At 67.0% G+C, this 22254-nt stretch carries 22 protein-coding genes; 9 read left to right on the forward strand and 13 right to left on the reverse strand.

Annotated features, from left to right (window positions below):
• Nucleotides 1-24: 24 nt before the first annotated feature.
• From APZ15_RS32085 to APZ15_RS32105, 5 genes are all read right to left on the reverse strand, one after another.
• Nucleotides 25-756, reverse strand: a complete 732-nt coding sequence (locus APZ15_RS32085; RefSeq protein ID WP_027791541.1) for a class I SAM-dependent methyltransferase — start codon at nucleotides 754-756, stop codon at nucleotides 25-27.
• Nucleotides 757-835: 79 nt separating this feature from the next.
• Nucleotides 836-2146 (reverse strand): NAD(P)/FAD-dependent oxidoreductase, encoded by a 1311-nt coding sequence (locus APZ15_RS32090; RefSeq protein ID WP_027791540.1) that lies wholly within the window; start codon nucleotides 2144-2146, stop codon nucleotides 836-838.
• The gene (locus APZ15_RS32095) at nucleotides 2143-2898 is read right to left on the reverse strand and encodes an amino acid ABC transporter ATP-binding protein (RefSeq protein ID WP_027791539.1); all 756 of its coding nucleotides are present in this window, start codon (nucleotides 2896-2898) and stop codon (nucleotides 2143-2145) included. Before APZ15_RS32095 ends, APZ15_RS32090 begins: the two co-directional genes overlap by 4 nt.
• Nucleotides 2895-3551 carry an amino acid ABC transporter permease gene (locus APZ15_RS32100; RefSeq protein ID WP_027791538.1) on the reverse strand — a complete coding sequence of 219 codons (657 nt, stop codon included), beginning with the start codon at nucleotides 3549-3551 and terminating at the stop codon, nucleotides 2895-2897. Before APZ15_RS32100 ends, APZ15_RS32095 begins: the two co-directional genes overlap by 4 nt.
• Nucleotides 3552-3639: 88 nt before the next feature.
• Nucleotides 3640-4416, reverse strand: coding sequence for an ABC transporter substrate-binding protein (locus APZ15_RS32105; protein ID WP_027791537.1), 777 nt, complete (start codon nucleotides 4414-4416; stop codon nucleotides 3640-3642).
• A gap of 159 nt (nucleotides 4417-4575) precedes the next feature.
• Between APZ15_RS32105 and APZ15_RS32110 the strand changes: the two genes are divergently transcribed.
• Nucleotides 4576-5367: an IclR family transcriptional regulator gene (locus APZ15_RS32110; RefSeq protein WP_027791536.1), complete on the forward strand. Its 792-nt coding sequence runs from the start codon at nucleotides 4576-4578 to the stop codon at nucleotides 5365-5367.
• A gap of 54 nt (nucleotides 5368-5421) precedes the next feature.
• Here the strand turns inward: APZ15_RS32110 and APZ15_RS32115 are convergent, their stop codons facing one another.
• Both APZ15_RS32115 and APZ15_RS40200 read right to left on the reverse strand, forming a co-directional pair.
• A complete protein-coding gene (locus APZ15_RS32115) occupies nucleotides 5422-5874 on the reverse strand; it encodes a type VI secretion system amidase immunity protein Tai4 (protein WP_027791535.1) in 453 nt (150 codons plus the stop codon).
• On the reverse strand, nucleotides 5871-6371 hold the full coding sequence (locus APZ15_RS40200; RefSeq protein WP_080982028.1) for a type VI secretion system amidase effector protein Tae4: 501 nt from the start codon (nucleotides 6369-6371) through the stop codon (nucleotides 5871-5873). Before APZ15_RS40200 ends, APZ15_RS32115 begins: the two co-directional genes overlap by 4 nt.
• Nucleotides 6372-6660: 289 nt before the next feature.
• Here APZ15_RS40200 and APZ15_RS32120 point away from each other — a divergent pair, with 289 nt between their 5' ends.
• The 4 genes from APZ15_RS32120 (at nucleotide 6661) to APZ15_RS32135 (ending at nucleotide 10776) form a co-directional block, all read left to right on the forward strand.
• Nucleotides 6661-7371, forward strand: a complete 711-nt coding sequence (locus APZ15_RS32120) for a GntR family transcriptional regulator (RefSeq protein WP_027791534.1) — start codon at nucleotides 6661-6663, stop codon at nucleotides 7369-7371.
• Nucleotides 7372-7444: 73 nt separating this feature from the next.
• Nucleotides 7445-8251: an SDR family oxidoreductase gene (locus APZ15_RS32125; RefSeq protein ID WP_027791533.1), complete on the forward strand. Its 807-nt coding sequence runs from the start codon at nucleotides 7445-7447 to the stop codon at nucleotides 8249-8251.
• 35 nt (nucleotides 8252-8286) lie between these two features.
• Nucleotides 8287-9219, forward strand: a complete 933-nt coding sequence (gene kce, locus APZ15_RS32130) for a 3,5-dioxohexanoate:acetyl-CoA acetone transferase (protein ID WP_021159186.1) — start codon at nucleotides 8287-8289, stop codon at nucleotides 9217-9219.
• Between the two features lie 228 nt (nucleotides 9220-9447).
• Nucleotides 9448-10776 (forward strand): MFS transporter, encoded by a 1329-nt coding sequence (locus APZ15_RS32135; protein WP_027791532.1) that lies wholly within the window; start codon nucleotides 9448-9450, stop codon nucleotides 10774-10776.
• A gap of 58 nt (nucleotides 10777-10834) precedes the next feature.
• Here the strand turns inward: APZ15_RS32135 and APZ15_RS32140 are convergent, their stop codons facing one another.
• From APZ15_RS32140 to APZ15_RS32155, 4 genes are all read right to left on the reverse strand, one after another.
• Nucleotides 10835-12157, reverse strand: a complete 1323-nt coding sequence (locus APZ15_RS32140; RefSeq protein WP_027791531.1) for a TIGR00366 family protein — start codon at nucleotides 12155-12157, stop codon at nucleotides 10835-10837.
• Nucleotides 12158-12363: 206 nt separating this feature from the next.
• Nucleotides 12364-12711 carry a DUF1493 family protein gene (locus tag APZ15_RS32145; RefSeq protein ID WP_027791530.1) on the reverse strand — a complete coding sequence of 116 codons (348 nt, stop codon included), beginning with the start codon at nucleotides 12709-12711 and terminating at the stop codon, nucleotides 12364-12366.
• Complete coding sequence (locus APZ15_RS32150; RefSeq protein WP_027791529.1) at nucleotides 12704-13141, reverse strand: STM2901 family protein; 438 nt, start codon at nucleotides 13139-13141, stop codon at nucleotides 12704-12706. Before APZ15_RS32150 ends, APZ15_RS32145 begins: the two co-directional genes overlap by 8 nt.
• A gap of 302 nt (nucleotides 13142-13443) precedes the next feature.
• The gene (locus APZ15_RS32155) at nucleotides 13444-14778 is read right to left on the reverse strand and encodes a chloride channel protein (protein ID WP_027791528.1); all 1335 of its coding nucleotides are present in this window, start codon (nucleotides 14776-14778) and stop codon (nucleotides 13444-13446) included.
• A gap of 637 nt (nucleotides 14779-15415) precedes the next feature.
• Here APZ15_RS32155 and APZ15_RS32160 point away from each other — a divergent pair.
• Both APZ15_RS32160 and APZ15_RS32165 read left to right on the forward strand, forming a co-directional pair.
• On the forward strand, nucleotides 15416-16558 hold the full coding sequence (locus APZ15_RS32160; protein ID WP_027791527.1) for a porin: 1143 nt from the start codon (nucleotides 15416-15418) through the stop codon (nucleotides 16556-16558).
• Between the two features lie 214 nt (nucleotides 16559-16772).
• A complete protein-coding gene (locus APZ15_RS32165; RefSeq protein WP_027791526.1) occupies nucleotides 16773-17075 on the forward strand; it encodes a DUF4148 domain-containing protein in 303 nt (100 codons plus the stop codon).
• Between the two features lie 142 nt (nucleotides 17076-17217).
• Here the strand turns inward: APZ15_RS32165 and APZ15_RS32170 are convergent, their stop codons facing one another.
• Nucleotides 17218-18165 carry a LysR family transcriptional regulator gene (locus APZ15_RS32170; protein ID WP_027791525.1) on the reverse strand — a complete coding sequence of 316 codons (948 nt, stop codon included), beginning with the start codon at nucleotides 18163-18165 and terminating at the stop codon, nucleotides 17218-17220.
• 201 nt (nucleotides 18166-18366) lie between these two features.
• Between APZ15_RS32170 and APZ15_RS32175 the strand changes: the two genes are divergently transcribed.
• Nucleotides 18367-20550, forward strand: coding sequence for an FUSC family protein (locus APZ15_RS32175; RefSeq protein ID WP_027791524.1), 2184 nt, complete (start codon nucleotides 18367-18369; stop codon nucleotides 20548-20550).
• A 191-nt stretch (nucleotides 20551-20741) separates the two neighbouring features.
• The gene (locus APZ15_RS32180) at nucleotides 20742-20954 is read left to right on the forward strand and encodes a hypothetical protein (protein ID WP_027791523.1); all 213 of its coding nucleotides are present in this window, start codon (nucleotides 20742-20744) and stop codon (nucleotides 20952-20954) included.
• A 144-nt stretch (nucleotides 20955-21098) separates the two neighbouring features.
• Here APZ15_RS32180 and APZ15_RS32185 read toward each other — a convergent pair whose 3' ends face one another.
• On the reverse strand, nucleotides 21099-22208 hold the full coding sequence (locus APZ15_RS32185; RefSeq protein ID WP_027791522.1) for a DmpA family aminopeptidase: 1110 nt from the start codon (nucleotides 22206-22208) through the stop codon (nucleotides 21099-21101).
• Between the last annotated feature and the right edge of the window lie 46 nt (nucleotides 22209-22254).

Genomic DNA, 22254 nt, shown 5'->3' on the forward strand with positions numbered 1-22254 from the left:
CGATTGCCGTTCGCGCCGTGTTCGTCAGCGACGAGCACGGATGCACAGGAAGGCCGGCGCCAGCGACAGCTCCGCATGAAGCCGCTCCGATACGGCCTTCATCTCGGGTAGCGGTGTCGGTTCGACGAAACGGTCGAGACGCCAGCCGGCGTCGGCGAGCGCATTCAGGATGTCGGCGAGCGGCCGGCGCCAGGCCTCGACATAGGGTTTCGGTTCGCCGAAGCCCGACCAATGGAAGCCGAAACGGCTCGTATCGAAGTACGTGCCGTCCCCACGCGTGCGTTCGTCCATCCAGTCGCGCATCGGATGCGCCATCGAGAACACCAGCGTCGCGCCCGGCCGCGCGACGCGTCTGAATTCGCGCAGCGTCGGCGTCAGATCGCGCACGTAGTCGAACGCGAGCGAGCACAGGATCTTGTCGAAAGCGTGGTCGGGCAGCCAGTCGAGCCGCGCCGCGAGATCGCCCTCCGCGACGTCGACCGCGAGCCCCGCGCAACGCGCCTTCGCGAGCGCGACCATCTCGGGCGTGATGTCGAACGCGTGGACGGTCGCACCGTGGCGCGCGAGGTGCTCGCTGCAGATGCCGGGCCCGCAGCCGGCGTCGAGCACCGTCAGGCCGTCGACGTCGCCGAGCAGCGCCATCGTAGCCGGCCGCTCGTAAAGCGCGTTGTGCGCCTTGGTCGGCGCGATGTCCGCGTAGCGTTGCGCGAAGCTCGCATACACGCGGCGGGCGGACGGTTCGTTCGGGTCGGTCATGCGGCATCCGTCGGTGGAGACTGGGCAGGCCGATTCTGCCCGATCCGACGGCGGCTGGCGACCTGGCCTCGCGCCGGCGTCAGGACAGGCTGTCGAGCAACCGATACCACGCGACCCCGGCCGCGATATAGAAGCGCTGCAACCCGTGCAACGGGATCGGGCGGATCGGCGTGACCCGGAACGGCAGCGGCAGTTGCGCATCGCCCGACAGGTGCGCGGCCAGGTGCTTGCCGAGCGTCGTCGCCATCGCGATGCCGCGGCCGTTGTAGCCGAGCGCGATCGTCACGCCCGGCGCGGGCTCGTGCACGTGCGGCAGGAAATCCGCGGTGATCGCGACGCGCCCCGCCCAGCGGTATTCGAACCGGACGCCCTTCAGTTGCGGATACAGCAGCGCCGTCGCGCGTTCGAGGTGGCGCCAGTCGCTCGGCGCGCGCGGGTCGGCGAACGGGCCGCGGCCGCCCATCAGCAGGCGCCCGGCCGCGTCACGGCGGAAGTACAGCAGCAGACGCCGCGCATCCGATGCAACCTCGCCGCCGACGAGGATGTCGCGGCCAAGCGCCGGCGCGAGCGGTTCCGTCGCGACGATGAAACTGTTCGCGGCGATCACCGACTGGCGCAAGCCGGGCCACAGCCCGTCCGTGTAGCCGTTGGTCGCGATCACGACGCGTTCGGCCGACAGCGTCGCGCCGCCGGACGTCGCGATCCGCCAGCGGCCGTCGGCGCGCGTCAGCCCGACGGCGCGGGTCGACCCATGCACGACCGCCCCGCTCGCCTGCGCCGCGCGCACGAGGCCGCGCGTATAACCGAGCGGCTGCACGCTGCCGGCGCGGCGATCGATCCAGCCGCCCGCATACGCCGGCGTGCCGAGCCGACGCGCGACGTCGTCGCGGCCAAGCACGTCGACCGGCGCGCCGCGCGCGGCCCATTGCTGCGCCCGACGTGCGACCGTGTCGAGCATCGCGGCGGTCGGCGCCGGCTGGATCCAGCCGGCGCGACGCGCATCGCAGTCGATTCCGTACCGCGCGATCAGGTCGAACACCGTGTCGGCCGCGCCGCCGACGATGCCGGCAAGCTGTTCGCCGGCCTCGTCGCCGAACCGGCGTACCAGTTCGTCGGGGTCGTATTTCAGCCCGGGAATCACCTGCCCGCCGTTGCGGCCCGATGCGCCCCAGCCCGGCTGCGCGCCGTCGATCACGCGGACGTCGACGCCGCGTTCGGCCAGATGAAGTGCGGTCGACAGGCCCGTGAAGCCCGCGCCGACGATCGCCACGTCGCACGACACGGACGCGTCGAGCGCGGGCGTATCGGGCGCCGGCGCGGCGGTTGCCGCCCACAGCGAATCCGGCCACTGCGCGTCGGGCCGTCCGGGTGCCGCGTTCGTTGCGCTCATGTTCGATCCGGGTGGTCGGCGCCGTCCGACGCCAGCAGGCGGCGCAGGAATTCCTGCGTGCGGGGATGGGTCGGCTGCGTGAGCACGTCGCGCGCCGGTCCGCTTTCGCAGATCGTGCCGTCGTGCAGGAAGCACACGCGATCGGCCACCTCGCGTGCGAATGCCATTTCGTGCGTGACGACCACCATGGTCATCCCGTCGCGGGCGAGCCCGCGCATCACGCCGAGCACTTCGCCGACGAGCTCGGGGTCGAGCGCCGACGTCGGCTCGTCGAACAGGATCGCCTGCGGCGCCATCGCGAGCGCGCGTGCGATCGCGACGCGCTGCTGCTGGCCGCCCGACAGTTCCGACGGATACGCGTTCATCCGGTGCGAAAGCCCGACCTTGTCGAGCAGCGCACGCGCCTGCTCGCGTGCCTGCGCCGCCGGCATGCGCCGCACGTGCACGGGCCCTTCCATCACGTTCTCGAGCGCCGTGCGGTGCGCGAACAGGTTGAAGCGCTGGAACACCATGCCAACCCGCATCCGCAGTTCGTGGATCCGCTTCGAATGCGCGTCGACCTTCACGCCGTCGATCGTGATCGACCCTTCGTCGTAGGTCTCGAAGCCGTTGATACAGCGCAGCACGGTCGACTTGCCGGAACCGGACGGCCCGATCAGGCACACGACTTCACCCGCCTGCACGTCGAGGCTCACGCCCTTCAGCACCGCGTGCTGCTGAAACCGTTTATGGATGGCATCGATCCGGATCATGCGCCCCTCCTCAGTGCGAGCCGCTTGCCGAGCCGGTTCACGCCGAACATCAGCGGCAGGCCGAGCGCGAGATACAGCAGCGCGACGAGCGTGTAGACGCTCATGTTCTGGAACGTCGACGACGCGATCAGCTGGCCGGCGCGCGTGATCTCGGCGACCGTGATCGTCGACGCGACCGACGAATCCTTCAGCAACATCACCAGCGTGTTGCCGTACGGCGGCAGCGCGATGCGGAACGCCTGCGGCAGCACCACGCGCCGCATGATCATCGGCCCGCGCATGCCGATCGCGTGCGCGGCCTCGATCTGGCCGCGGTCGATCGCCTCGATGCCCGCGCGGAAGTTCTCGGCCTGATACGCCGAATACGCGATGCCGAGACCGAGCACGCCAGCCTGGAATGCCGACAGTTGCACGCCGAGATCAGGCAGCACGAAGTACATGTAAAACAGCTGCACGATGATCGGCAGCCCGCGGATCACGTTGACGATCGTGCTGCCGGCCGTCGAGACGGCACGATTGCGCGACACCTTCAGCAGCGCAAAGATCAGCCCGAGCACCGAGCTGAGCACGAACGCGCATGCGGTGATCTCGATCGTGACCACCGCGCCCTTCAGCAGGATCGGCAGGAAATCGATCGCATTCTGGAAAAACATGAGGCCTCCTATGCGACGGCCGGACGGCCCGCCGCCGGGAATGCCCGCGACGCGCGGGCGATGCCGGTCGGGAATCGAATGCCGACGCTCAGCTCATGTGCCACTTCTGCAGGATCTGCTGCAGCGTGCCGTCGCTCTTCATCTTGCGGATCGCGCCGTTGAGCTGTTCGAGCGTCGCAGTGTCACCCTTACGCACGATGAAGCACACCTGCCCCTTCACGACGCTCTGGTATTCCGGCACGAGCCGCACCTGGCGATTGACGCCGTGTTCGATCTGGTACGCGACGATCGGCTGGTCGGCGAAGCCGGCCTTGATGCGCCCGAGCGCGACGTCGCGCATGATGTCGGCGATCGAATCGTAGGTCCGGACTTCCTTGAAGATGCCCTTCTTGTTGAGCGCATCGACGAACGCCGTGCCGACCTGCGCGCCGACCACCTGGTCCTTGAAATCGTCCATCGACGTATAGCGGCCCGGGTCGTCGGCCTTCACGATCAGGCCTTCGCCGAATGAGTAGACGGTGTCGGAGAAATCGACGACCTGCTGGCGCGCCGGCGTCTTCAGCATCGCGGCCGAGATGATGTCGATCTTCTGCGTGGTGAGCGACGGGATCAGCGCCGAGAACACGGTCTGCTGCACGTCGACGCGAAACCCGGCCGACTTCCCGGCTGCCGTGATCGCATCGACCATCATCCCCTGGATCGAATTGCTCTTGACGTCGAGAAACGTGAACGGCACGCCGGTGGCCGTCGCGCCGACCTTCAGCGTCGGCTCGGCCGCAACGGCACCCGCCGATGCCGTGGAGAGGGCAATACAGGTGGCGAAACCGGCGGCCAGTGCGCCGAACCGCTTGATGAACGGAACCATGGTGACTCCTTCTCGAATAATCCGGGCGCCGGCCGGTCGCTGATCGACACTGCGACGATGGCCCGATCTTAAAACGAATCAAAAACATCGCAAATAGATTTTTGCGTATCGATATTCGATACGCTATGATGCGATATCGAATCGATTCCGCTCCTCGCCATGGAAACGTCGCCCGACCAAACAAACGATCTGCTGTTCAACCAGTCGCTGGAAAAAGGGCTGAACGTGCTGCGCGCGTTCAGCGCGAAACGGCGCACGATGACGCTGGCGGAGGTGGCCGACGCGGCGGGGATGACGAAAAGCTCCGCGCAGCGGATGGTCTATACGCTCGAGAAGCTCGGCTACATCCGCAAGCATCCGGTCACGCGGCGTTACCAGCTCACGCCGCACGTGATGCGGATCGGCTTCAACTATCTCGCCGCCGACACGTTGATCGACGTCGCGAATCCGTTCCTGTCCGAGCTCACGAACCTGACCGGCGAAACCACCAACCTCACCGAGCCGGACGAGGACGAAATGGTGTACGTCGCGCGTTTCGTGTCGACCAAGTTCGTGCCGATTCACATGCCGATCGGCAGCCGCATCCCGATGTACTGCACCGGCAGCGGCCGCGCGTTCCTGAGCGCGTTGGCGCCGGAAGAAGCACGCGCGCGGCTCGACGACATGGCGCGCACGCCGCATACGCCGCGCACGGTCACGGCGCTCGACGATCTCGTCGCGCTGCTCGACAGCGCGCGACGGGAAGGCTACGCGACCAACCAGGAAGAACTGTTCATCGGGGACATGTCGATCGCGGCGCCCGTGCTCGGCAGTCAGGGGCAGCCGGTCGCGGCCGTGCACGTGGTCGCGCCGACGAGCCGCTGGACGTTCGATGACGCGCGCCGCAAGCTCGCGCCGGCGGTGATCGACTGCGCGCGCGGGATCAGCAATTCGATCCGGACGCTTGAATAGCGTCGGCGAAATGGCACACGGCGTGCCGTTGCATTGCGCAACGGCGTTCGATCGCTACTGTGGCTTGGGCGAATGCTCGGTCCGATAGGTACGGTTCGGGCGCGATACGAGTTGCTTCGCTGCAACGTCCAGTTCCTTGCCGTGATACAGATCGATGCATTTCAGGAAGTCGAACTTCACATCCCTGACCTCAGATTCGACAACCGGATTTCGATAGTCACGGGCCAGATACTTCGCGACCAGCGCGTGGATCACGTCCGGCGCACGTTCCATGTCGTAGTAGGTCCAGTCACGCAACGCGCTGGTGCTGCTGCCGATGTCCTTGCTCGCGCCGGGCGCCTGCTTGTATGCGGTAGCCAGACATTCCGCGAGCACCATGTCCTTGAAGTTCTGGAGATAAGTTCGTGAGCCTGCCTCAGGCGCCGCTTGTGCGGCGTCCTTCGCCACGACCATCGCCGGTTGAAACGCGATGCACACTAACGCGGCAGCGATCCGGACTCCCCTCATGACAGGCTCCAAAAATTTGCGCGATCGGTACGATACCGCGCGCCCGGTTCGTTGAAGTAACAATGGTCGTAACACGTCCGCCCATTGAACAGCGTGGCGTGGCCCTGTGCATCGCTCCACCCCGACACCTCGAACAGGATGACGCCCTGCCGACCCGCAAGCGGCCCTCCGTTCGACGGCGGGTATTTGACGCCCTCAGCCTTCCCCCAGCGTTGCTCGAGAAAACGAATCAAGTCCCGGACACGAAAAAAGTATTGCCGATTGTCTCTGCCCGATACCGTTTGCTCGGGGATTCTCGGTATCACCATACCGGCTTCACCCAGGATATAACTCATCCTCACCGCGCAAGTATTGCTCCATCGCTCTGTCGGATTCGGATTGTTGACGTTCCTCTCGACATATCCACCTATCACTTTCGCAACGCGCTCACCGGAATTTGCCGGGTCGTAGATTCGCTGAGATGCCGCCCATGCAACGGCAAATGATGGTCGTTTCACTTTGGCTCCTTGTTGTTGAAATGAATTCGACTCGAGGGCAAACGCATCGAAGACTCGCTACGGCTCATGTGCTCCGAGAACCTTCGAATCCATCGAATCAGGGCGTTATGATGAGCGATTTGAAAGTTTTTTGTAATAATTCCAGTTTGCCGGACGCCGATCCTTCTTCTGCTTCACCCCCTCGTTTTCCCCGATCCCGTTCGCCTTGACTCGGTTCCTCCGATCGTCAACACTTCGCACATCGCAAGTGTGATCACAGATCGCAGATCAATCCCAGGAGAACCCCGCCTTGGCGCCTCGTATCGTCCCGCCCGCACTGAAAGCCATCGAACAGGAAACGATGGCCGACAAGGTCTACCAGCAACTGCGCGAAGCGCTGATGAGCGGCCGTTTCGCGCCCGGCCAGGCGCTGAGCCTGCGCAGCGTCGCCGAGGCAGTCGGCTCGTCGACGATGCCGGTGCGTGCCGCGCTCACGCGGTTGCGCGCCGAGCGCGCGCTGGTCGACGGCCCGAACCGGGCGCTCGTCGTTCCGCCGATGACGCTCGACATGCTCGACGAACTGCGCGACGTGCGGATCGCCCTCGAAGGCTGCATCGCCGAGCGCGCGTGCGCCCGGATGAACGACGCGCAGATCGCGGTCGTGCGCAAGACCTGCGAGACGATGCAGGCACACGTCGAGGCCGGCCGCTCGCGCGCCTACCTGCAAAGCAATTTCGCGTTCCACAGCGCGATCTACGCGCACGGCGCCAGCGAAAACACGCTCGCGATCGTCGAGAACCTGTGGATGCGTGTCGGCCCGTTCCTCAACATGGTCGCGCTCGACATTCCGCACATGCGGCGCTCGATGGATGCGCACCGTGCCATCGTCGATGCACTCGAGCGACGCGACGGCGCGGGCGTGCGGGCCGGCATCGCGCTCGACATCGGCGGCGCCGCGCACGATCTCGCCGAGACGCTGCGGGCCGAACAGACACCGCGGACCGTGAACGCGAAACCGTAGCCGCCGCCCGCCTCGACCCGCCGAATCGCGATCGGCCGCAATCCGACTACACCAACGATGGAGACAACCCGGCATGACAGCTTCCGACCTGCTGAAACCCTATGACGGCCTGCGCGTCCTCGTGACGGGCGGCGCGTCGGGCATCGGTCTCGAAATCGCCGACGCGTTCGCCGAATGCGGCGCGCGCGTGCACGTGTGCGACGCCTCGCAAGCCGCGATCGCGGCGCTCGCCGACCGGCCGCCGCGCGCCGCGGCCGGCGCGATCAGCGCGACGCTGGCCGATGTATCCGACCCGGCCGCCGTCGAGCGCGTGTTCGCCGACGTGTCGACCGGGCTCGGCGGCCTCGACGTGCTGGTCAACAACGCGGGTATCGCCGGCCCGACCGGCGGCATCGACGAAATCGACCCCGTGCAGTGGGAACAAACCGTCGCGATCAACCTGAACGCGCAATTCCAGTTCGCGCGCCGCGCGGTGCCGCTGCTGCGCGAGTCGAAACACGGCGGCGCGATCATTGCACTGTCGTCGGTCGCCGGCCGGCTGGGCTATGCGTTCCGCACGCCGTATGCGGCCACCAAATGGGCGGTGGTCGGCCTCGTGAAGAGCCTCGCGATCGAACTCGGGCCGCTCGGCATCCGCGTGAACGCGATCCAGCCCGGCATCGTGCGCGGCCCGCGGATGCGCCGCGTGATCGAGGCGCGCGCGCAGCAGCTCGGCATCGGCTACGACGACATGGAGAAGCGCTATCTCGAGAAGATCTCGCTGCGGCGCATGACCGATCCGGCCGAGATCGCCGCGACCGCGCTGTTCCTGTGCTCGCCGGGCGGGCATGGCATCACAGGGCAGGCGATCTCCGTCTGCGGCAACGTCGAAGTGCTCTGACGCGTCCTGCATCGTTCATCGAAAGGAATCCATCCGTGGCAAACGCTCGTAAAGTCATCATCACCTGTGCGCCGACCGGCGCGATCCATACGCCGTCGATGTCGCCGTACCTGCCTGTCACACCGCACGAAATCGAAACGGCCGCGGTCGCGGCCGCACGGGCCGGCGCGGCGATCCTGCACCTGCACGCACGCAACCCGTCCGACGGCAAGCCGACACAGGATCCGGCCGTGTTCGCCGAATTCCTGCCTCGCATCAAGGCGCAGACCGACGCGGTGATCAACCTCACGTCGGGCGGCAGCCCGCACATGACGGTCGACGAACGGCTGCAGCCCGCGCTGCATTTCCAGCCCGAGGTCGCGTCGTTGAACATGGGCTCGATGAACTTCGGGCTGTACCCGATGCTCGAGCGCTTCCGCGAGCTGAAGCATCCGTGGGAGCGCGAACATCTCGAGAAAAGCCGCGATCTCGTGTTCAAGAATACGTTCGCGGACATCGAGACGATCCTCACGCGCTGCGGCGCGAACGGCACGCGGTTCGAATTCGAGTGCTACGACATCTCGCATCTGTACAACCTCGCGCACTTCGTCGATCGCGGGCTCGCGAAACCGCCGTTCTTCGTGCAAAGCGTGTTCGGCCTGCTCGGCGGGATCGGCGCGCACCCGGAAGACCTGATGCACATGCGCCGGACGGCCGACCGCCTGTTCGGCAGCGATTACGTGTGGTCGATCCTCGGCGCGGGCCGCAACCAGATTCCGCTCGCGACGATCGGCGCCGCGCAAGGCGCGAACGTGCGCGTCGGGCTCGAGGATTCGCTGTGGATCGCGCCCGGCAAGCTCGCGGAATCGAGCGCCGCGCAAGTCCTGAAAATGCGTCAGGTGCTCGAAGGCCTGTCGCTCGAGATCGCAACGCCGGCCGAGGCGCGCGCGATGCTCGCGCTCAAGGGCGGCGACGCCGTGAATTTCTGATCGCCGGGTCGCCCCCCGACACCCGCATCCGCATCCGCAAGCGCAGTGACAAGGCGCCGGCCCGAACCGGCCGGCGCCAGGACGCCCTTCATCGCCCCGCTCCGTTCGAGCGCCGCCGGCGCGGCTCCGTCGACTGCCCATCCGCTGCCTGCCGCGCAGCGGCATTTGCCGAACGCGGCGCGCCGTGCTTGCCGTGCGCGCCGGTTCGCCCTTACCGGAGTCGTCCGCATGTCCACTCATCACGCTCAGGCCCTGTCGTCCACCGCGACCGACGCGAACGCGTCGCTGAACCGGCTGCTGTTCCGCAAACTCATGCCGCTGCTGATCGCCGCGTATGTGATCAGCTTTCTCGACCGCACCAACATCGCGTTCGCCAAACATTCGATGGGCGTCGATCTCGGCATCTCATCGGCCGCGTACGGGCTCGGCGCGGGGCTGTTCTTTCTCACCTACGCGCTCTTCGAGATCCCGAGCAACCTGATCATGCATCGCGTCGGCGCGCGCTTCTGGATCACGCGGATCATGATCACGTGGGGCGCGCTGTCGATCGCGATGGCGTTCGTCCGCGGCGAGACATCGTTCTACGTGATGCGCCTGCTGCTCGGCGTGGCCGAAGCCGGCCTGTTTCCCGGCGTGATGCTGTATCTGACGTACTGGTTCGGCCGGGAGGAGCGTGCACGCGCCACCGGCTATTTCCTGCTCGGCGTGTGCATTGCGAATATCGTCGGCGGGCCGCTGGCCGGTGCGCTGATCGAACTCGACGGCACGCTCGGTTTCCACGGCTGGCAATGGCTGTTCGTCGTCGAAGGCATTCCGGCGATCCTGCTCGCGTTCGTCGTGTGGACACGCTTGCCGGACCGTCCGAGCGCCGCGCCGTGGCTCGCCCCGGAAACCGGCCGCGCGCTCGAGCGCAAGCTGGCCGCCGAACAGGACGCGGGCGTCGCCGCGCACGGCGGCCACGCGTTCGGCGCCGCATTGCGCGACCCGCAGATCTGGCTCGCGATCTTCGTGTACTTCTGCCACCAGTTGACCATCTACACGGTGATCTTCTTCCTGCCGGGGATCATCGGCGCGTCGGGACGTCTGTCGCCGGTCGCGGTCGGGTTGCTGACGTCGCTGCCCTGGCTCGCCGCCGCGCTCGGGGCCGGGACGCTGCCGCGCTTCGCACGCGAGTCGCGTCATTCGCGGCGGATGCTGTGCGCGGGGCTCGCGATCATGGCGGCCGGGATGGTCGGTGCCGCGCATGCGTCACCGTTGGCGGGCCTGCTCTGCGTATGCGTGTCCGCGTCGATGTTCTTCGTCGTGCAGTCGATCGTGTTCACGTTTCCGGCGTCGCGGCTCGCCGGCAGTGCGCTGGCCGGCGGGCTCGGGCTCGTGAATACGTGCGGGCTGCTCGGCGGCTTCGTCGGGCCCACCGTCGTCGGCGCGATCGAACAGGCGACCGGCAATGCAAAGAACGGGCTGACGCTGCTGGCGGCCGCGCTCGTCGTCGCGGCATTCGCGAGCCTCGCGTTGCGTCACGGGCACGAGCGCGCCGACGTGCGGTCGCGCGGCTGAAAGGCAGTCTGGAACCAGACCGGCGTGAGACGGGCTCCGCCCCGCCCGCCTCACGCGGTCAGAACAGATACATCCCCGCGACGAACACGACGCCCGAGAACAGCAGCGTCGTCACGCAGTACCCCATGATGTCGCGCACCCCGAGCCCGGCAATCGCCAGCGCGGGCAGCGCCCAGAACGGCTGCGCCATGTTGGTCCAGGCCTCGCCGTACGCGATCGCCATCGCCGCCTTGCCGAGATCGGCACCGAGCGCCTGAGCCGCCGGCATCACGAACGGGCCCTGCACGACCCAGTGGCCGCCGCCCGACGGCACCGCGAAATTGATCACGGCGGAACTCAGGAACGCGAGCAGCGGGAACGTATGCACGTTCGCGATATCGACGAACCACTTCGTGATCACGCCCGCGAGCCCCGAATGATCCATCAGCGCCTGGATGCCGGCGTAGAACGGGAACTGGATCATGATCCCCGACGCGCCGCGCGCCGCGCCGGCCACCGCGCGCGCATAGGCCATCGGCGTACGGTGCAGCAGGATGCCGGCCGCGAGGAACGCGAGGTTCACGGTGTCGATGTCGAGTGCGAAGCCCTTCTGCACGAACTTCAGCACGAGGAACGCCGCACACAGCGCCGCGACGAACACCGACAACGCACGGCTCTCCTCCATCCGCTCCGCGAACGTCGCGTCGGGCCCGAGCTGGCGCTCGACGCTCGGCGGTTCGGCCAGCAGCGCCGGATCGACGCTGACCACGTCGCCCGGCTTCGGCATCATCAGGCGCGCGAGGAACGGCAGCATCACGATCAGGCCGATCGTGATGAACGCGTTGTAGCCGGTGAAGATCGTCTGCGACACGGGAATCAGCCCGATGGTCTTTTCCATCGGGTTGCCCTTCGTGGCCGCGACGAGCGGGACCGAACCCGACAATCCGCCGTGCCAGCTCAGGAAGCCCATGTACGCGGACGCGACGAGCAGCCGGTAATCGCTGCCGGCCACGCGACGCGCCACTTCGCGCGCGAGCATCGCGCCGAGCACGAGGCCGAAGCCCCAGTTGATCGCGCACGCGAGCGCGCCGACGAACGCGACGAGCATCACGCCCTGCCCCGGCGTGCGCGCGGTGCTCGCGAGCGCGACGAGCATGCGCTTCACGGGCGGCGAACTCGCGAGTGCGTGACCGGTGACGAGAATCATCACCATCTGCATCGAGAACGCGAGCAGGTTCCAGAAACCCGAACCCCACATCGTCGTGAGTTGGGCGGGCGTATTGGGTGTGAGGCCGAACGCGAGCGCGAACGTGACGATCGTCAGCAGGATCGCGAAAATCAACGGGTCGGGCAACACGCGGTGAACCACCTGCGTGAAAAAGCGGGAAATGCGCTGGATCAACTTGAGCTCCTCGTTTCCTGATAGGGACGTCCGCGCGTGTCGTTGTGGGTGGATGCGCGGAAACGCGCGGATTCTTGCATAGAACCGGCGGACGCGCTTTGGTATGCGGGGGGCCGCGATCGCGCGGTCGTATCGACAGGAAAACGGGGATAAATGACAGGCAGCCCTTACGTCGCTTCGCAGCCTCGATCAACGCACTGCGTTCGTCACGCCTCCCAGCGCCCGCGCTCCATCGCCTCGACCATCATGCCGAGTGTGAGCGACCGGCCGCCCAGGATTTCGCGCGCCTTGTTGCTGAATGGCGATCTGACGACCGTGGCAAGGAACGAACCGATGCCGAGCTTCGCCGACGGGTAGTAATCGTGGATGTCGAACATGGACAAGTCGACGTCAAACGTCACGGCCCATCGCCGGACGAACGCATCGATGTGCTCCGGCTCCATGTCGAGATCGTGATGGAGATCCGTGTCCCGCGTGAGCTCGATCCGACCGACTGGCAGCTTGCCGATATCGGTCGCAATGAACGCTTCGAGGTTTTTCCAGGCGTCAGCCATACAAACGATCCTCGGGCTTCACGATGCTGTTGTACGTGCCGATCGTGCGATGAGTGATCAGCGAGATATCCGTTGCCAGGAGGACCCAACCTGCTCCTGGAATGGCGCGCCCGACAAAAGCGCCGATATTCCGCGTGAACTTGATCCGCAACATGACAAGACTCGTGAACGACGTAACGGTTGGCAAAATCCGATGCTTCAGTTCGTACGGCAGCAAGCGACGAGAAACCACCGACGCGATCGAGGTGCCCTTGACGGCGTTTGCGAACTTGCCGCGCGTGCGGATAAAGCGCTGGCCCAGCAACACCATCGCGATACCGATCGCGTCATCTACACCCGCCGCCTTGCCAGTCTCTTCGATGAAGATCAGGAAAAGCAACGCTTCGCGGCTCAAGCCGTCATGAACGCCGTACTTGTACGAATTCGACATTTTCCCTCAGATCGTTTGAATTTGAATGAGCGGAAAACGCTATCGTGAATGACTCGGGAAGGACAACCGACCCAGGGAAGCAATGACTGTTGCACGCGTGCATCCGGGCGCAGGTGATCGACGGGATGCCGTTCCTCTAAAGCGGCCCCACGCTTGGCGCCTCCGATCGTATCGGCTTCATCGTCCTGCGTGGATCACCGCGGCAACAGCTTGCTTCGGAACGGATACAAATCGTCAACTTTCGGTGATTTGTTGGCGACAAAAAAGGCAAACGTCGTTCGCCTCCTGGCTGCATGTGCGCATTAACGCATCGCCACCGCACGCTCGTTGACCACCTCCATCGCCTTCGCCCGCCCCTCACTCCACCGTTGCGCCACCCGATACGCGACGAGCGATCCGGCCACGGCAAGCAGCATCGGCACGAGACTGTCGTGATCCGCGCGCGTGAACTCGAGCAGCAGCAAGACCGCCGTGATCGGCATCTGCATCGACGCGGCGAGAAACGCGGTCGCGCCGACGAGCGCGCAAGCGCCGATCGACGCACCCGGCCACACGAGGCTCCACAGCCCGCCGAGCACGACGCCGAGCAGCGCACCGTTCGCGAGGCCCGGTGTCAGCAGGCCGCCTTCCGCGCCGGCCCGCAGGCTGCCGGCCTCGATCAGCACCTTCAGCACGAGCAGCGCGGCGGCGAGGCCGATCGTCAGCGTGCCGTCGAAACCCAGCGACGCCGGGCCCTTGCCGTTGCCGAGCAGTTGCGGAAACCGCATCGCGAGCACGCCGATCACCGCGAAGTTGATCAGCGCGAGCACGGGCAGCCGCCCGTCTTTCGGCGCGTTCGCCCGGGCGCGCGTCGTGAGCCGCACGAAGCCGTATGCGGCGAAGCCGAACAGCGGCCCGCAGACGATCGACCATGCCACCAGCGGCGTGCTCAGCACGAACGGCGGCACCGTGTACTGGTGTTCGTTGCCGAGGCCGATCCACGCGACGGCCGCCGCGATAGCCGACGTCGCGACCGCCACGACCAGCGCACGCAGTTCGAACGTGCCGAGCAGCACTTCGAGCACGAAGATCGCGCCGCCGAGCGGCACGTTATAGACGGCCGCGAGGCCCGCGCCCGCACCGCACGCGACCATCAGCCGGCAATCGTCGGGGGTGAGCCCCGCACGATGCGCAAGCTGCCCCGCCAGCAGCGATCCGATCTCGCGCGGGGCGACTTCGCGGCCGAGCGGCGAGCCGAGCGCGACGGTGACGATCTGCAGCAGCGCGTGAATCGTCGTGCTGACGACCGGCATCCGCGGATCGGCCGCGCGCACCGCGCGGCGGATGCTGATGAGCGGTCGGCCAAACCGGTACAGCGCCCACCAGCCGCCGCCGGCGACGATCCCGCAGACGATCAGCACCGCGAGCCGGCGCAGCGGATCGGCGCCGGTCACGCCGGTGAGGAAACTCTCGGTGCCGATCACGTGCGCGACGCTGTAGCCGAACGCGACGTGCTGGATCGCATGCAGCAGCAGCGCGAGCAGCATGCCGCCGAGGCCAGCGCCGACGCCGGTCAGGATCGTGACGACGGCCATGCGCGCGAACGGGGTGGCGGCCGGCGAAGGGAATGCGGGGGCGGACGGGAGATCGGGGCGCATGGGGTTCGCGAATGGGATCGAAAAAGACGGCGCGCCACTCGCGCCGTCGTCAGGACCGCATCGTAGGCCGGCGACAATCATGAGACAAACGTATTTTTCGAATCGACTCATGCATTCGATGAATACATGAAGACCGGCGGGTCGAGGCAGCCCGAAGTTCACCGTCCGCTTCAACCCGGATACCGGATATGCGTTCCGGTTCACGCCGCAGGATCGCCTTCCCGTTGCGGCGTATTCGTGAAAACGGCCGAGTGCTTCGAGTCGGCAGGTCGCGCGATCCGGTTGACGAGCCTGGAATGTGTGCACGCGCCCGCCTTTGAACGCGAGTGATGCCGGTCGCGAGCGTGGATGCAGGCGAGCCATTCTCCGCGCGCCAGTCGCACCGACCCACCGCCGCGCCACGCCCCGCTCATGTTGCACCGACGCTACAGCACGCCCGCGACGGACACATACCGCCCGCGTGCGACCGTGCAAAAACCACCACCGTCACGCGCGCACCGCGCGTCGTGTCAGTTTTGTGAACGACTCTTGCCTGATCCGGAAAGGTGCGCTCGCGGCCCCCGGCGGCCTTGCGCGCGGGTTGCGTTCCTATACTTGCGCCGAACTTTCGTTCCCCTTCCACACGCAGGAGCCTCACTTGAAAAAAACCCTCGTCGCCGGCGCATGCACCGCCACGCTGTTCGCCCCGCTCGCTCACGCACAAAGCTCGGTCACGCTGTACGGCCTGATCGATGCCGGCATCGTCTACACCAACAACGCCAACGGCGCATCGCTGTGGCGCCTGAACAGCGGCACCGTCAACGGCAGCCGCGTCGGGTTTCGCGGCACCGAGGATCTCGGCGGCGGCCTGAAGGCGCTGTTCGTGCTCGAGAACGGCTTCAACGTGAACAACGGCGGGCTCGGCCAGGACGGCAAGCTGTTCGGCCGCCACGCGTACGTCGGCCTGAGCCAGAGCGGCTATGGCACGCTGACGCTCGGCCGCCAGTACGACACGATGGTCGATTTCGTCGCGCCGCTGTCCGCCACGGCCGGCGACCTCGGCGACACGAGCTTCGCGCACCCGTTCGACAACGACAACCTGAACCACTCGCTGCGCATCAACAACGCGGTCAAGTACACGAGCGAGACGTATGCGGGCTTCAAGGTCGGCGCGATGTACGCGTTCTCGAACGCGACCAGCTTCGGCGCGAACCGCGCATACAGCGTCGCGGCGAGCTACACGAACGGCCCGTTGAAGCTGGCCGGCGCGTACCTGCAGATGAACGGCACGAAGGGCTCGACGAGCGCGAGCCCGGGCGCGACCGACGCGGCCGAAGCGAAGAGCCTGAACCAGGGCGGCTGGTCGATCGGCTCGGACCGCATGCGTTCGTACGGCGGCGGCATCAGCTACGGGTTCGGCCCGGCCACCGTCGGCTTCGTCTATACGCGCTCGCAGTACGACAACACGGGCTCGTTCGGCTCGACCGGCCAGGTCGCGTTCAACAACTACGACGTGAACGTGCGCTATGCGGTGACGCCGGCCGTCAGTCTCGGCGCGGCCTACGTGTACACGGACGCCAGCGTGTCGAACCCCGACAGCAGGCACGGCACCGATCCGAAGTGGCACCAGGTCGACCTGCAGGCCGTCTACAAGCTGTCGCGCCGCACGGACGTCTACGCGGAAGCGATGTATCAGCACGCATCGGGCCGCGGCTACCGGGCGTTCATCGACGGCTCGGGCGGCGCATCGAGCACCGCGAACCAGATCGTCGGCACGATCGGCATGCGCACGCGCTTCTGATCGACGCGATGCATCGCCGCCCGACGGTCACGCACCTGCGTCTGCATGCGGGTTCGTTCGCGGCGGGCGGCGCATCAATGTTGTTCCATCTGGAAGGCAGCCTGCCTGGAATCGGGGTTTTTACGCGCGCGGGCGCTGCGTAGACTGCCAGCGAAGGTCGGGGGCGCGCATCGCGCGTCGCGCCGGCCACCCACCCCGTACCCAGGAGAACCTCGTGAAATCGCTCGTCGTTACCGCCGCCGCTGCCGTCCTGCTCGCTGCACCGGCCCTGTCGTTCGCCCAGTCGGCAAAGTCGCCCGTCACGCGCGCGCAAGTGCTGCAGGAGCTGAGCGACCTCGAATCGGTCGGCTACAACCCGGCGCGCGGCGAATCCATCAACTATCCGGACGACATCCTGGCGGCACAGGAGCGGCTCCACGAAAAGCGCCTCGCGCAACAGAAGGCCGCGCGCGCCGCATACGGCCCGGCCGGCGAGCCGGCAACGGAATCGGGCACGGCGGCAAAGCCCGCGCTGTAACGTCATGACGATGCGCCGCGCCCACGGAGACGATGTACCGTGGGCGCGGCGAGTCGCGTTGGCGTGGTTGGCGAAATTCGCGTAAAGAGAAGAAGCCGGCTGAAGAGAAGAAGCCGGCGATACGCCGATACGCGTCGGCCGCTCAGGCGGCCTGCGGTTCGCGGTCGATCGCGTTCAGCATCTCGACGTCGCGCGCGATCATCCCCGGCACCTGTGCACGCAGCATCTCGACCCACGTCCGCACTTTCGCATCGACGAAGCGGCGCGACGGATACAGCGCGTACACGTTCATCTTCTGCAGGATGTGCGCGGGCAGCACGCGCACGAGCGTGCCGTCGCGCAGCGCGTCGATCGCCGAGTAAAGCGGCAGCATGCCGATCCCGATGCCGTCGCGTATCGCGAGCGCGAGCGATTCGGCCGTATTGGTCTGCACCGGCCCCGCGACGTGGATCTGCTCGACGCCCTCGGGCCCTTCGAGCACCCATTCGTGCGTCGGGAACGCCGGCGTGCACAGCGTCAGGCACGCGTGCGCGGCGAGATCCTGCGGACGGGCCGGCGCGCCGTGGCGCTTCACGTAGTCGGGCGACGCGCACAGGATGCTGAAGGTCGAGCCGAGCAGGTGCGACACGAGTTCCGAATCGGGAAGCGACGACGCGGTCACGACGGCCATGTCGCTCGTCCCGTCGAACAGGTCGGGCATGCGCTGCGACAGCGACAGCTCGATCGACACGTCCGGAAACTGCGCGTGATAGCGCGTCAGTGCGGGCAATACATAGTGATGGCCGACGCTCGCGAAGCTGTGCATGCGCAGCACGCCGGCCGGCCGTTCGTGCGCGCAGCTCGCCTCTTCTTCCGCGCGGTCGACGTCGGCGAGGATCTGGCGGCAGCGCCGCAGATAGCTTTCGCCGGCCGACGTGAGTGCGAGACGGCGCGTCGAACGATTCATCAGACGGGTACGCAGGCGCGCCTCGAGCTCCGACACCGCGCGCGACATCGCGCCCGTCGTCGAATTCAGCGATTGCGCGGCGGCAGTGAAACTGCCCGTCTCGACGACACGCGAAAACACCCGCATGTTTTGTAGGGTATCCATTCCTGTGAGCAACCTGTAGCGGAGCCGCTATTTTCCTCTACCGGATGCGACAGATTGTTACTCCGGCTGCAACTATCGTTTCCCCGCAGCTGCGTTAATGCACGGGCGCCGCGCTCCTACAATCGGCGCCTCACCAGTCGAACGGACCCGTTCGGACGTGCCGTGGCACCGTGCCCGGCCCCGTACCGGCCCCCTCTTTTCATGAAGCCACAACCTGCGATCGAGCGACCTTCCATCGAACCGGCACGATGGAGGACATGGCTCGATCCACTCGGCGACGCGGCACGCGACTGGGCCGCGAGCGACGGGCTGATCTGGCTGCACCTCGCGAAAACCGTGTTCGCGGCGCTGCTCGCGATGGGCATCGCGATGCGCCTGGAGATGTCGCAGCCGCGCACCGCGATGACGACCGTGTTCGTGCTGATGCAGCCGCTGTCGGGGATGGTGTTCGCGAAGAGTTTCTACCGCGTGCTCGGCACGGCGGCCGGTCTCGTCGCCGCGCTCGCGCTCGGCGGGCTGTTCGCGCAGCAGCCCGAGCTGTACATGGCCGGCATCACGCTGTGGATCGGCAGCTGCATCGCACTCGCGGTGCGCAACCGCCACTTCCGCTGGTACGGCTTCGTACTCGCCGGCTATACGGCCGCGCTGATCGGCCTGCCGGCCGTGATGACGCCGCAGACGCTGTTCCAGTCCGCGCTCACGCGCGCCGCGGAAGTCGCGCTCGGCATCGCCTGCTCGGGCGCGGTCAGCGCGCTGATCCTGCCGCTCAGCTCCGCGAAGGCGCTGATGCGCTCGCTGGGCACCCGCCATGCGACGTTCGCGGCGTTCACGGCCGGCGCACTCGCGGGCGACGTCGCGCGCGCCGATTTCGAGCGGCGCTTCGCGGATTTCGTCGACGACATCGTCGGCTTCGAGGCCAATCGCGCGTTCGCATCGTTCGAGGACCCGCACATTCGCGCGCGCAGCCGCCGGCTCGCGCGGCTGAACAGCGAGTTCATGAACGCGTGCACGCGGCTGCATGCGCTGCACCAGCTCGTCAAGCGGCTGCGCGCGAACGGCTCGGACGCGGTGCTCGATGCGCTCGCGCCGCACGTCGATGCGCTCGCGCAGCGTTTCGCCGCGCTGCGCGACGAGCGGCAGCGCGGCATCGCGCCGGCCGCCGGTGCGCTGGTCGATCTGCGCCGCTTCCACAGCGCGTTGCCGAAAGCCGCGCGCGCCTCGCGGCGAAACATCGAGGAACATGCGCCCGGCGGCCTGCTCGACTTCGATACCGCGATCGAGCTGCTGTACCGCTTCATCGGCGAATACCTCGGCTACGCCGACACCTATGCATCGCTCGACCAGGACGACCATGCGTTCGAGCGCTCGGTCACGCATTACGCGGTGAAGACCAATACGTTCTTCGTCGGCTTCGCGTTCCTGCGCACGGTCGTCGCCGTCGGTGCGATGAGCGTGTTCTGGATCGCCTCAGAATGGCCAAGCGGCCCGCTTGCCGTGACCGCCACCGCGATCGCGTGCGCGCTCAGCTCGACGTCGCCGCGCGCGCCGAAGTTCGTGGCGCAGATGAGCGTCGGCGCGACATTCGCGACCGCCATCGGCTACCTGTTCCTGTGCTACGTGTATCCGAACATCGAAGGCTTTCCGCTGCTGTGCGCGGCGCTCGCGCCGGTGCTCGGCGTCGGCGCGTTTCTCGCGATGCGGCCGGGATTGTCCGGTTACGGGATCGGCTTCGCGGTGTTCTTCTGCCTGCTCGCGGGGCCGGACAACGTGATCGCGTATACGCCCGAGGTGCTGATCAACAACGGCCTGGCCGTCGTCATCGCGATGCTCGCGTGCTCGCTCGTGTTCGCGGTCGTGTTCCCGACTCACATGCCGTGGCTCACGGGCCGCATCGCGCACGACCTGCGCCGCCAGGTCACGCTGGCGTGCGAAGGCGCGCCGGACGGCCTCGCGCAGCGCTTCCAGTCGAGTACCCACGACCTGATGGCGCAACTGCGCACGCTGCTCGTGCGGCGCACGCGGCAGCATCGCGACGCGCTGCGCTGGATGCTGTCGACGCTCGAAGTCGGCCACGCGGTGATCGACCTGCGCGACGAAATGAACGCGTTCCGCGCATCGAAACCGCCGCAGACGCTGCGCTGGACCGGCTCGATCGACGCGGTGCTGCACGAACTGCCGCGCTTCTTCGACGATCCGACGCCCGGCCATCATGCACGCACGCTGAAATCGGTGAATCTCGCGATCCGCGCCGCGCAGCACGCGCTGCAGGCGTGGTATGCGGTGCCCGACGAGCGGCACCGCATGCAGCGCATCGTCGGCTGCCTGCACTTCATGCGCAGCGCGCTGCTGGACAAGGACGCGCCGTTCAACCGGCATCGCCATTGATGCCATTGATGCCATCGATGCCATCGATGCCATCGATGCCATCGACGCCCTTGACGATCGGTGCGTGCGCAACGGGATCCTTGTTCCGGATGGAAATATGCTCTACAGGCGCGGTGATTAATCTTTAAGCAGTGCGAGCCTATAGTTTCCTCACTGCCAGCGAGACTGGCACTCACCCAGGAGAAACCGAAATGAAGCCGCTGCACCTCGCCCTCGTTGCCCTGTCGCTCACCGCTGCTGTCGCTCACGCACAGCCGGCACCGGCAGACGACGCACCGCAACAGGCGAACCGCGTCGAAGCCGTGAAGGCCGCCGGCCGCGTCGATCGTTCGCAATCGAAGCAGGACGACCCGAACGCCTGCGTCGGCCCCGTCAGCTTCTGCAACATCTACTTCGGCAGCTGAGCATGACGCCGCGTCGTCACGGCCAGGCCCGCACCGCCCGCATGACCTGCGCGGGCGAGCGGCGGCCCGGCCGATCGCGGCCCGGCCGATCGCCGCATCGCCGCTCCGCCCCACGCCGCTTCGATTGAAGCGGCGCATGCCGTTTCAGGCGCCGCGCCCCGGCCGCCAGCCCACCTCGCGCAACGCATCCAGCAAGCGCGCCTGCCCCAGCCCTTCGACCCGCGCACCGCGCGACTCGACGTCGCCGCCCGCGACGAGCGCGTTCACGATCGCTTCCTCCACCGCTTCCGCCGCCGCGACGAACAGCGCGGAAATATGGTCGTTGTTGACCATCTTCACGCCGGTGGTCGGCGCCCCCTTGCTGCCGTAGTTCGCCGCCGGCAGGCCGTCGTTGCCCGTTGCGAACGCAAGGAAGATGTCGCCGCTCGAATCCTCCGTGCCGCCGCCGACCCGCGCGAGCCCGACACTGGCACGCTGCGCGAGCCGCGTGCATTGATGAGGCAGCAACGGCGCGTCGGTCGCGATCGTCACGACGATCGAGCCCATCCCGGCCTCGCCTTGCGCGTCCGGCGCGCGGAACGGCGAAGGCACGTGCCGCAGCACTTCGCCGACCGGGTAGCCGGCCACGCGCAGCATCTCGCGCACGCCGTAGTTCGCCTGGACGAGCGCGCCGACGGTCCAGCCGCCCGCATCGGCCGCGAGCACGCGCGATGCGGTGCCGATGCCGCCCTTGAACTCGTGGCAGATCATGCCCGTGCCGCCGCCCACGCCGCCTTCCGCAACCGGGCCCGTCTGCGCGGCGGCCAGCGCGCGCTGCACGTGCGCGGCGCTCACATGCTGCGCCCAGATGTCGTTCAGCAGGCCGTCGTAGGTTTCCATCACGACCGGCATGCACCAGTACACGCGGCCCGCCGCCGCTTCGCGCTCGTTCGCGACGAGTGCATCGCGCACCGCGCCGACGCTGTGCGTGTTCGTATAGGCGATCGGCGTGGTGAGCAGGCCGGCTTCGCGGATCCATTCGAGCCCCGTTGCATCGCCGTTGCCGTTCAGCACGTGCACGCCCGCGAAACAGGGCGAATCGTGCGCGGCACCCGCGCGCGGCTCGATGACGGTGACGCCGGTGCGGATCGATGCGTCGCCGTTCTCCTCGTTCAGCGTGCAATGTCCGACCCGCACGCCCGGAACGTCCGTGATCGCGTTGAAGCGGCCCGGCGTGCCGAGTCCGATGCGGATGCCGAGATCCCTCGTGCGCATGATGCAATTCCTCCCGTCTTTCAATGGTTCGGTGTTTCGGTACGGC

Origin of the sequence: Burkholderia cepacia ATCC 25416 (assembly GCF_001411495.1) — a bacterium.
In the GTDB taxonomy this organism is placed as follows: Bacteria; Pseudomonadota; Gammaproteobacteria; order Burkholderiales; family Burkholderiaceae; genus Burkholderia; species Burkholderia cepacia.

What these genes read in the sequence shown, in the direction of transcription:
- APZ15_RS32175 (WP_027791524.1), top strand. Translation starts at nt 18,367, where the DNA reads ATGAAGCCACAACCTGCGATCGAGCGACCTTCCATCGAACCGGCACGA.
- APZ15_RS32125 (WP_027791533.1), top strand. Translation starts at nt 7,445, where the DNA reads ATGACAGCTTCCGACCTGCTGAAACCCTATGACGGCCTGCGCGTCCTC.
- APZ15_RS32150 (WP_027791529.1), bottom strand. Translation starts at nt 13,141, where the DNA reads ATGTCGAATTCGTACAAGTACGGCGTTCATGACGGCTTGAGCCGCGAA.
- APZ15_RS32115 (WP_027791535.1), bottom strand. Translation starts at nt 5,874, where the DNA reads ATGAGGGGAGTCCGGATCGCTGCCGCGTTAGTGTGCATCGCGTTTCAA.
- APZ15_RS32090 (WP_027791540.1), bottom strand. Translation starts at nt 2,146, where the DNA reads ATGAGCGCAACGAACGCGGCACCCGGACGGCCCGACGCGCAGTGGCCG.
- APZ15_RS32110 (WP_027791536.1), top strand. Translation starts at nt 4,576, where the DNA reads ATGGAAACGTCGCCCGACCAAACAAACGATCTGCTGTTCAACCAGTCG.
- APZ15_RS32085 (WP_027791541.1), bottom strand. Translation starts at nt 756, where the DNA reads ATGACCGACCCGAACGAACCGTCCGCCCGCCGCGTGTATGCGAGCTTC.
- APZ15_RS32185 (WP_027791522.1), bottom strand. Translation starts at nt 22,208, where the DNA reads ATGCGCACGAGGGATCTCGGCATCCGCATCGGACTCGGCACGCCGGGC.
- APZ15_RS32105 (WP_027791537.1), bottom strand. Translation starts at nt 4,416, where the DNA reads ATGGTTCCGTTCATCAAGCGGTTCGGCGCACTGGCCGCCGGTTTCGCC.
- APZ15_RS32170 (WP_027791525.1), bottom strand. Translation starts at nt 18,165, where the DNA reads ATGGATACCCTACAAAACATGCGGGTGTTTTCGCGTGTCGTCGAGACG.
- APZ15_RS32155 (WP_027791528.1), bottom strand. Translation starts at nt 14,778, where the DNA reads ATGCGCCCCGATCTCCCGTCCGCCCCCGCATTCCCTTCGCCGGCCGCC.
- APZ15_RS32145 (WP_027791530.1), bottom strand. Translation starts at nt 12,711, where the DNA reads ATGGCTGACGCCTGGAAAAACCTCGAAGCGTTCATTGCGACCGATATC.
- APZ15_RS32095 (WP_027791539.1), bottom strand. Translation starts at nt 2,898, where the DNA reads ATGATCCGGATCGATGCCATCCATAAACGGTTTCAGCAGCACGCGGTG.
- APZ15_RS32135 (WP_027791532.1), top strand. Translation starts at nt 9,448, where the DNA reads ATGTCCACTCATCACGCTCAGGCCCTGTCGTCCACCGCGACCGACGCG.
- APZ15_RS32100 (WP_027791538.1), bottom strand. Translation starts at nt 3,551, where the DNA reads ATGTTTTTCCAGAATGCGATCGATTTCCTGCCGATCCTGCTGAAGGGC.
- APZ15_RS32180 (WP_027791523.1), top strand. Translation starts at nt 20,742, where the DNA reads ATGAAGCCGCTGCACCTCGCCCTCGTTGCCCTGTCGCTCACCGCTGCT.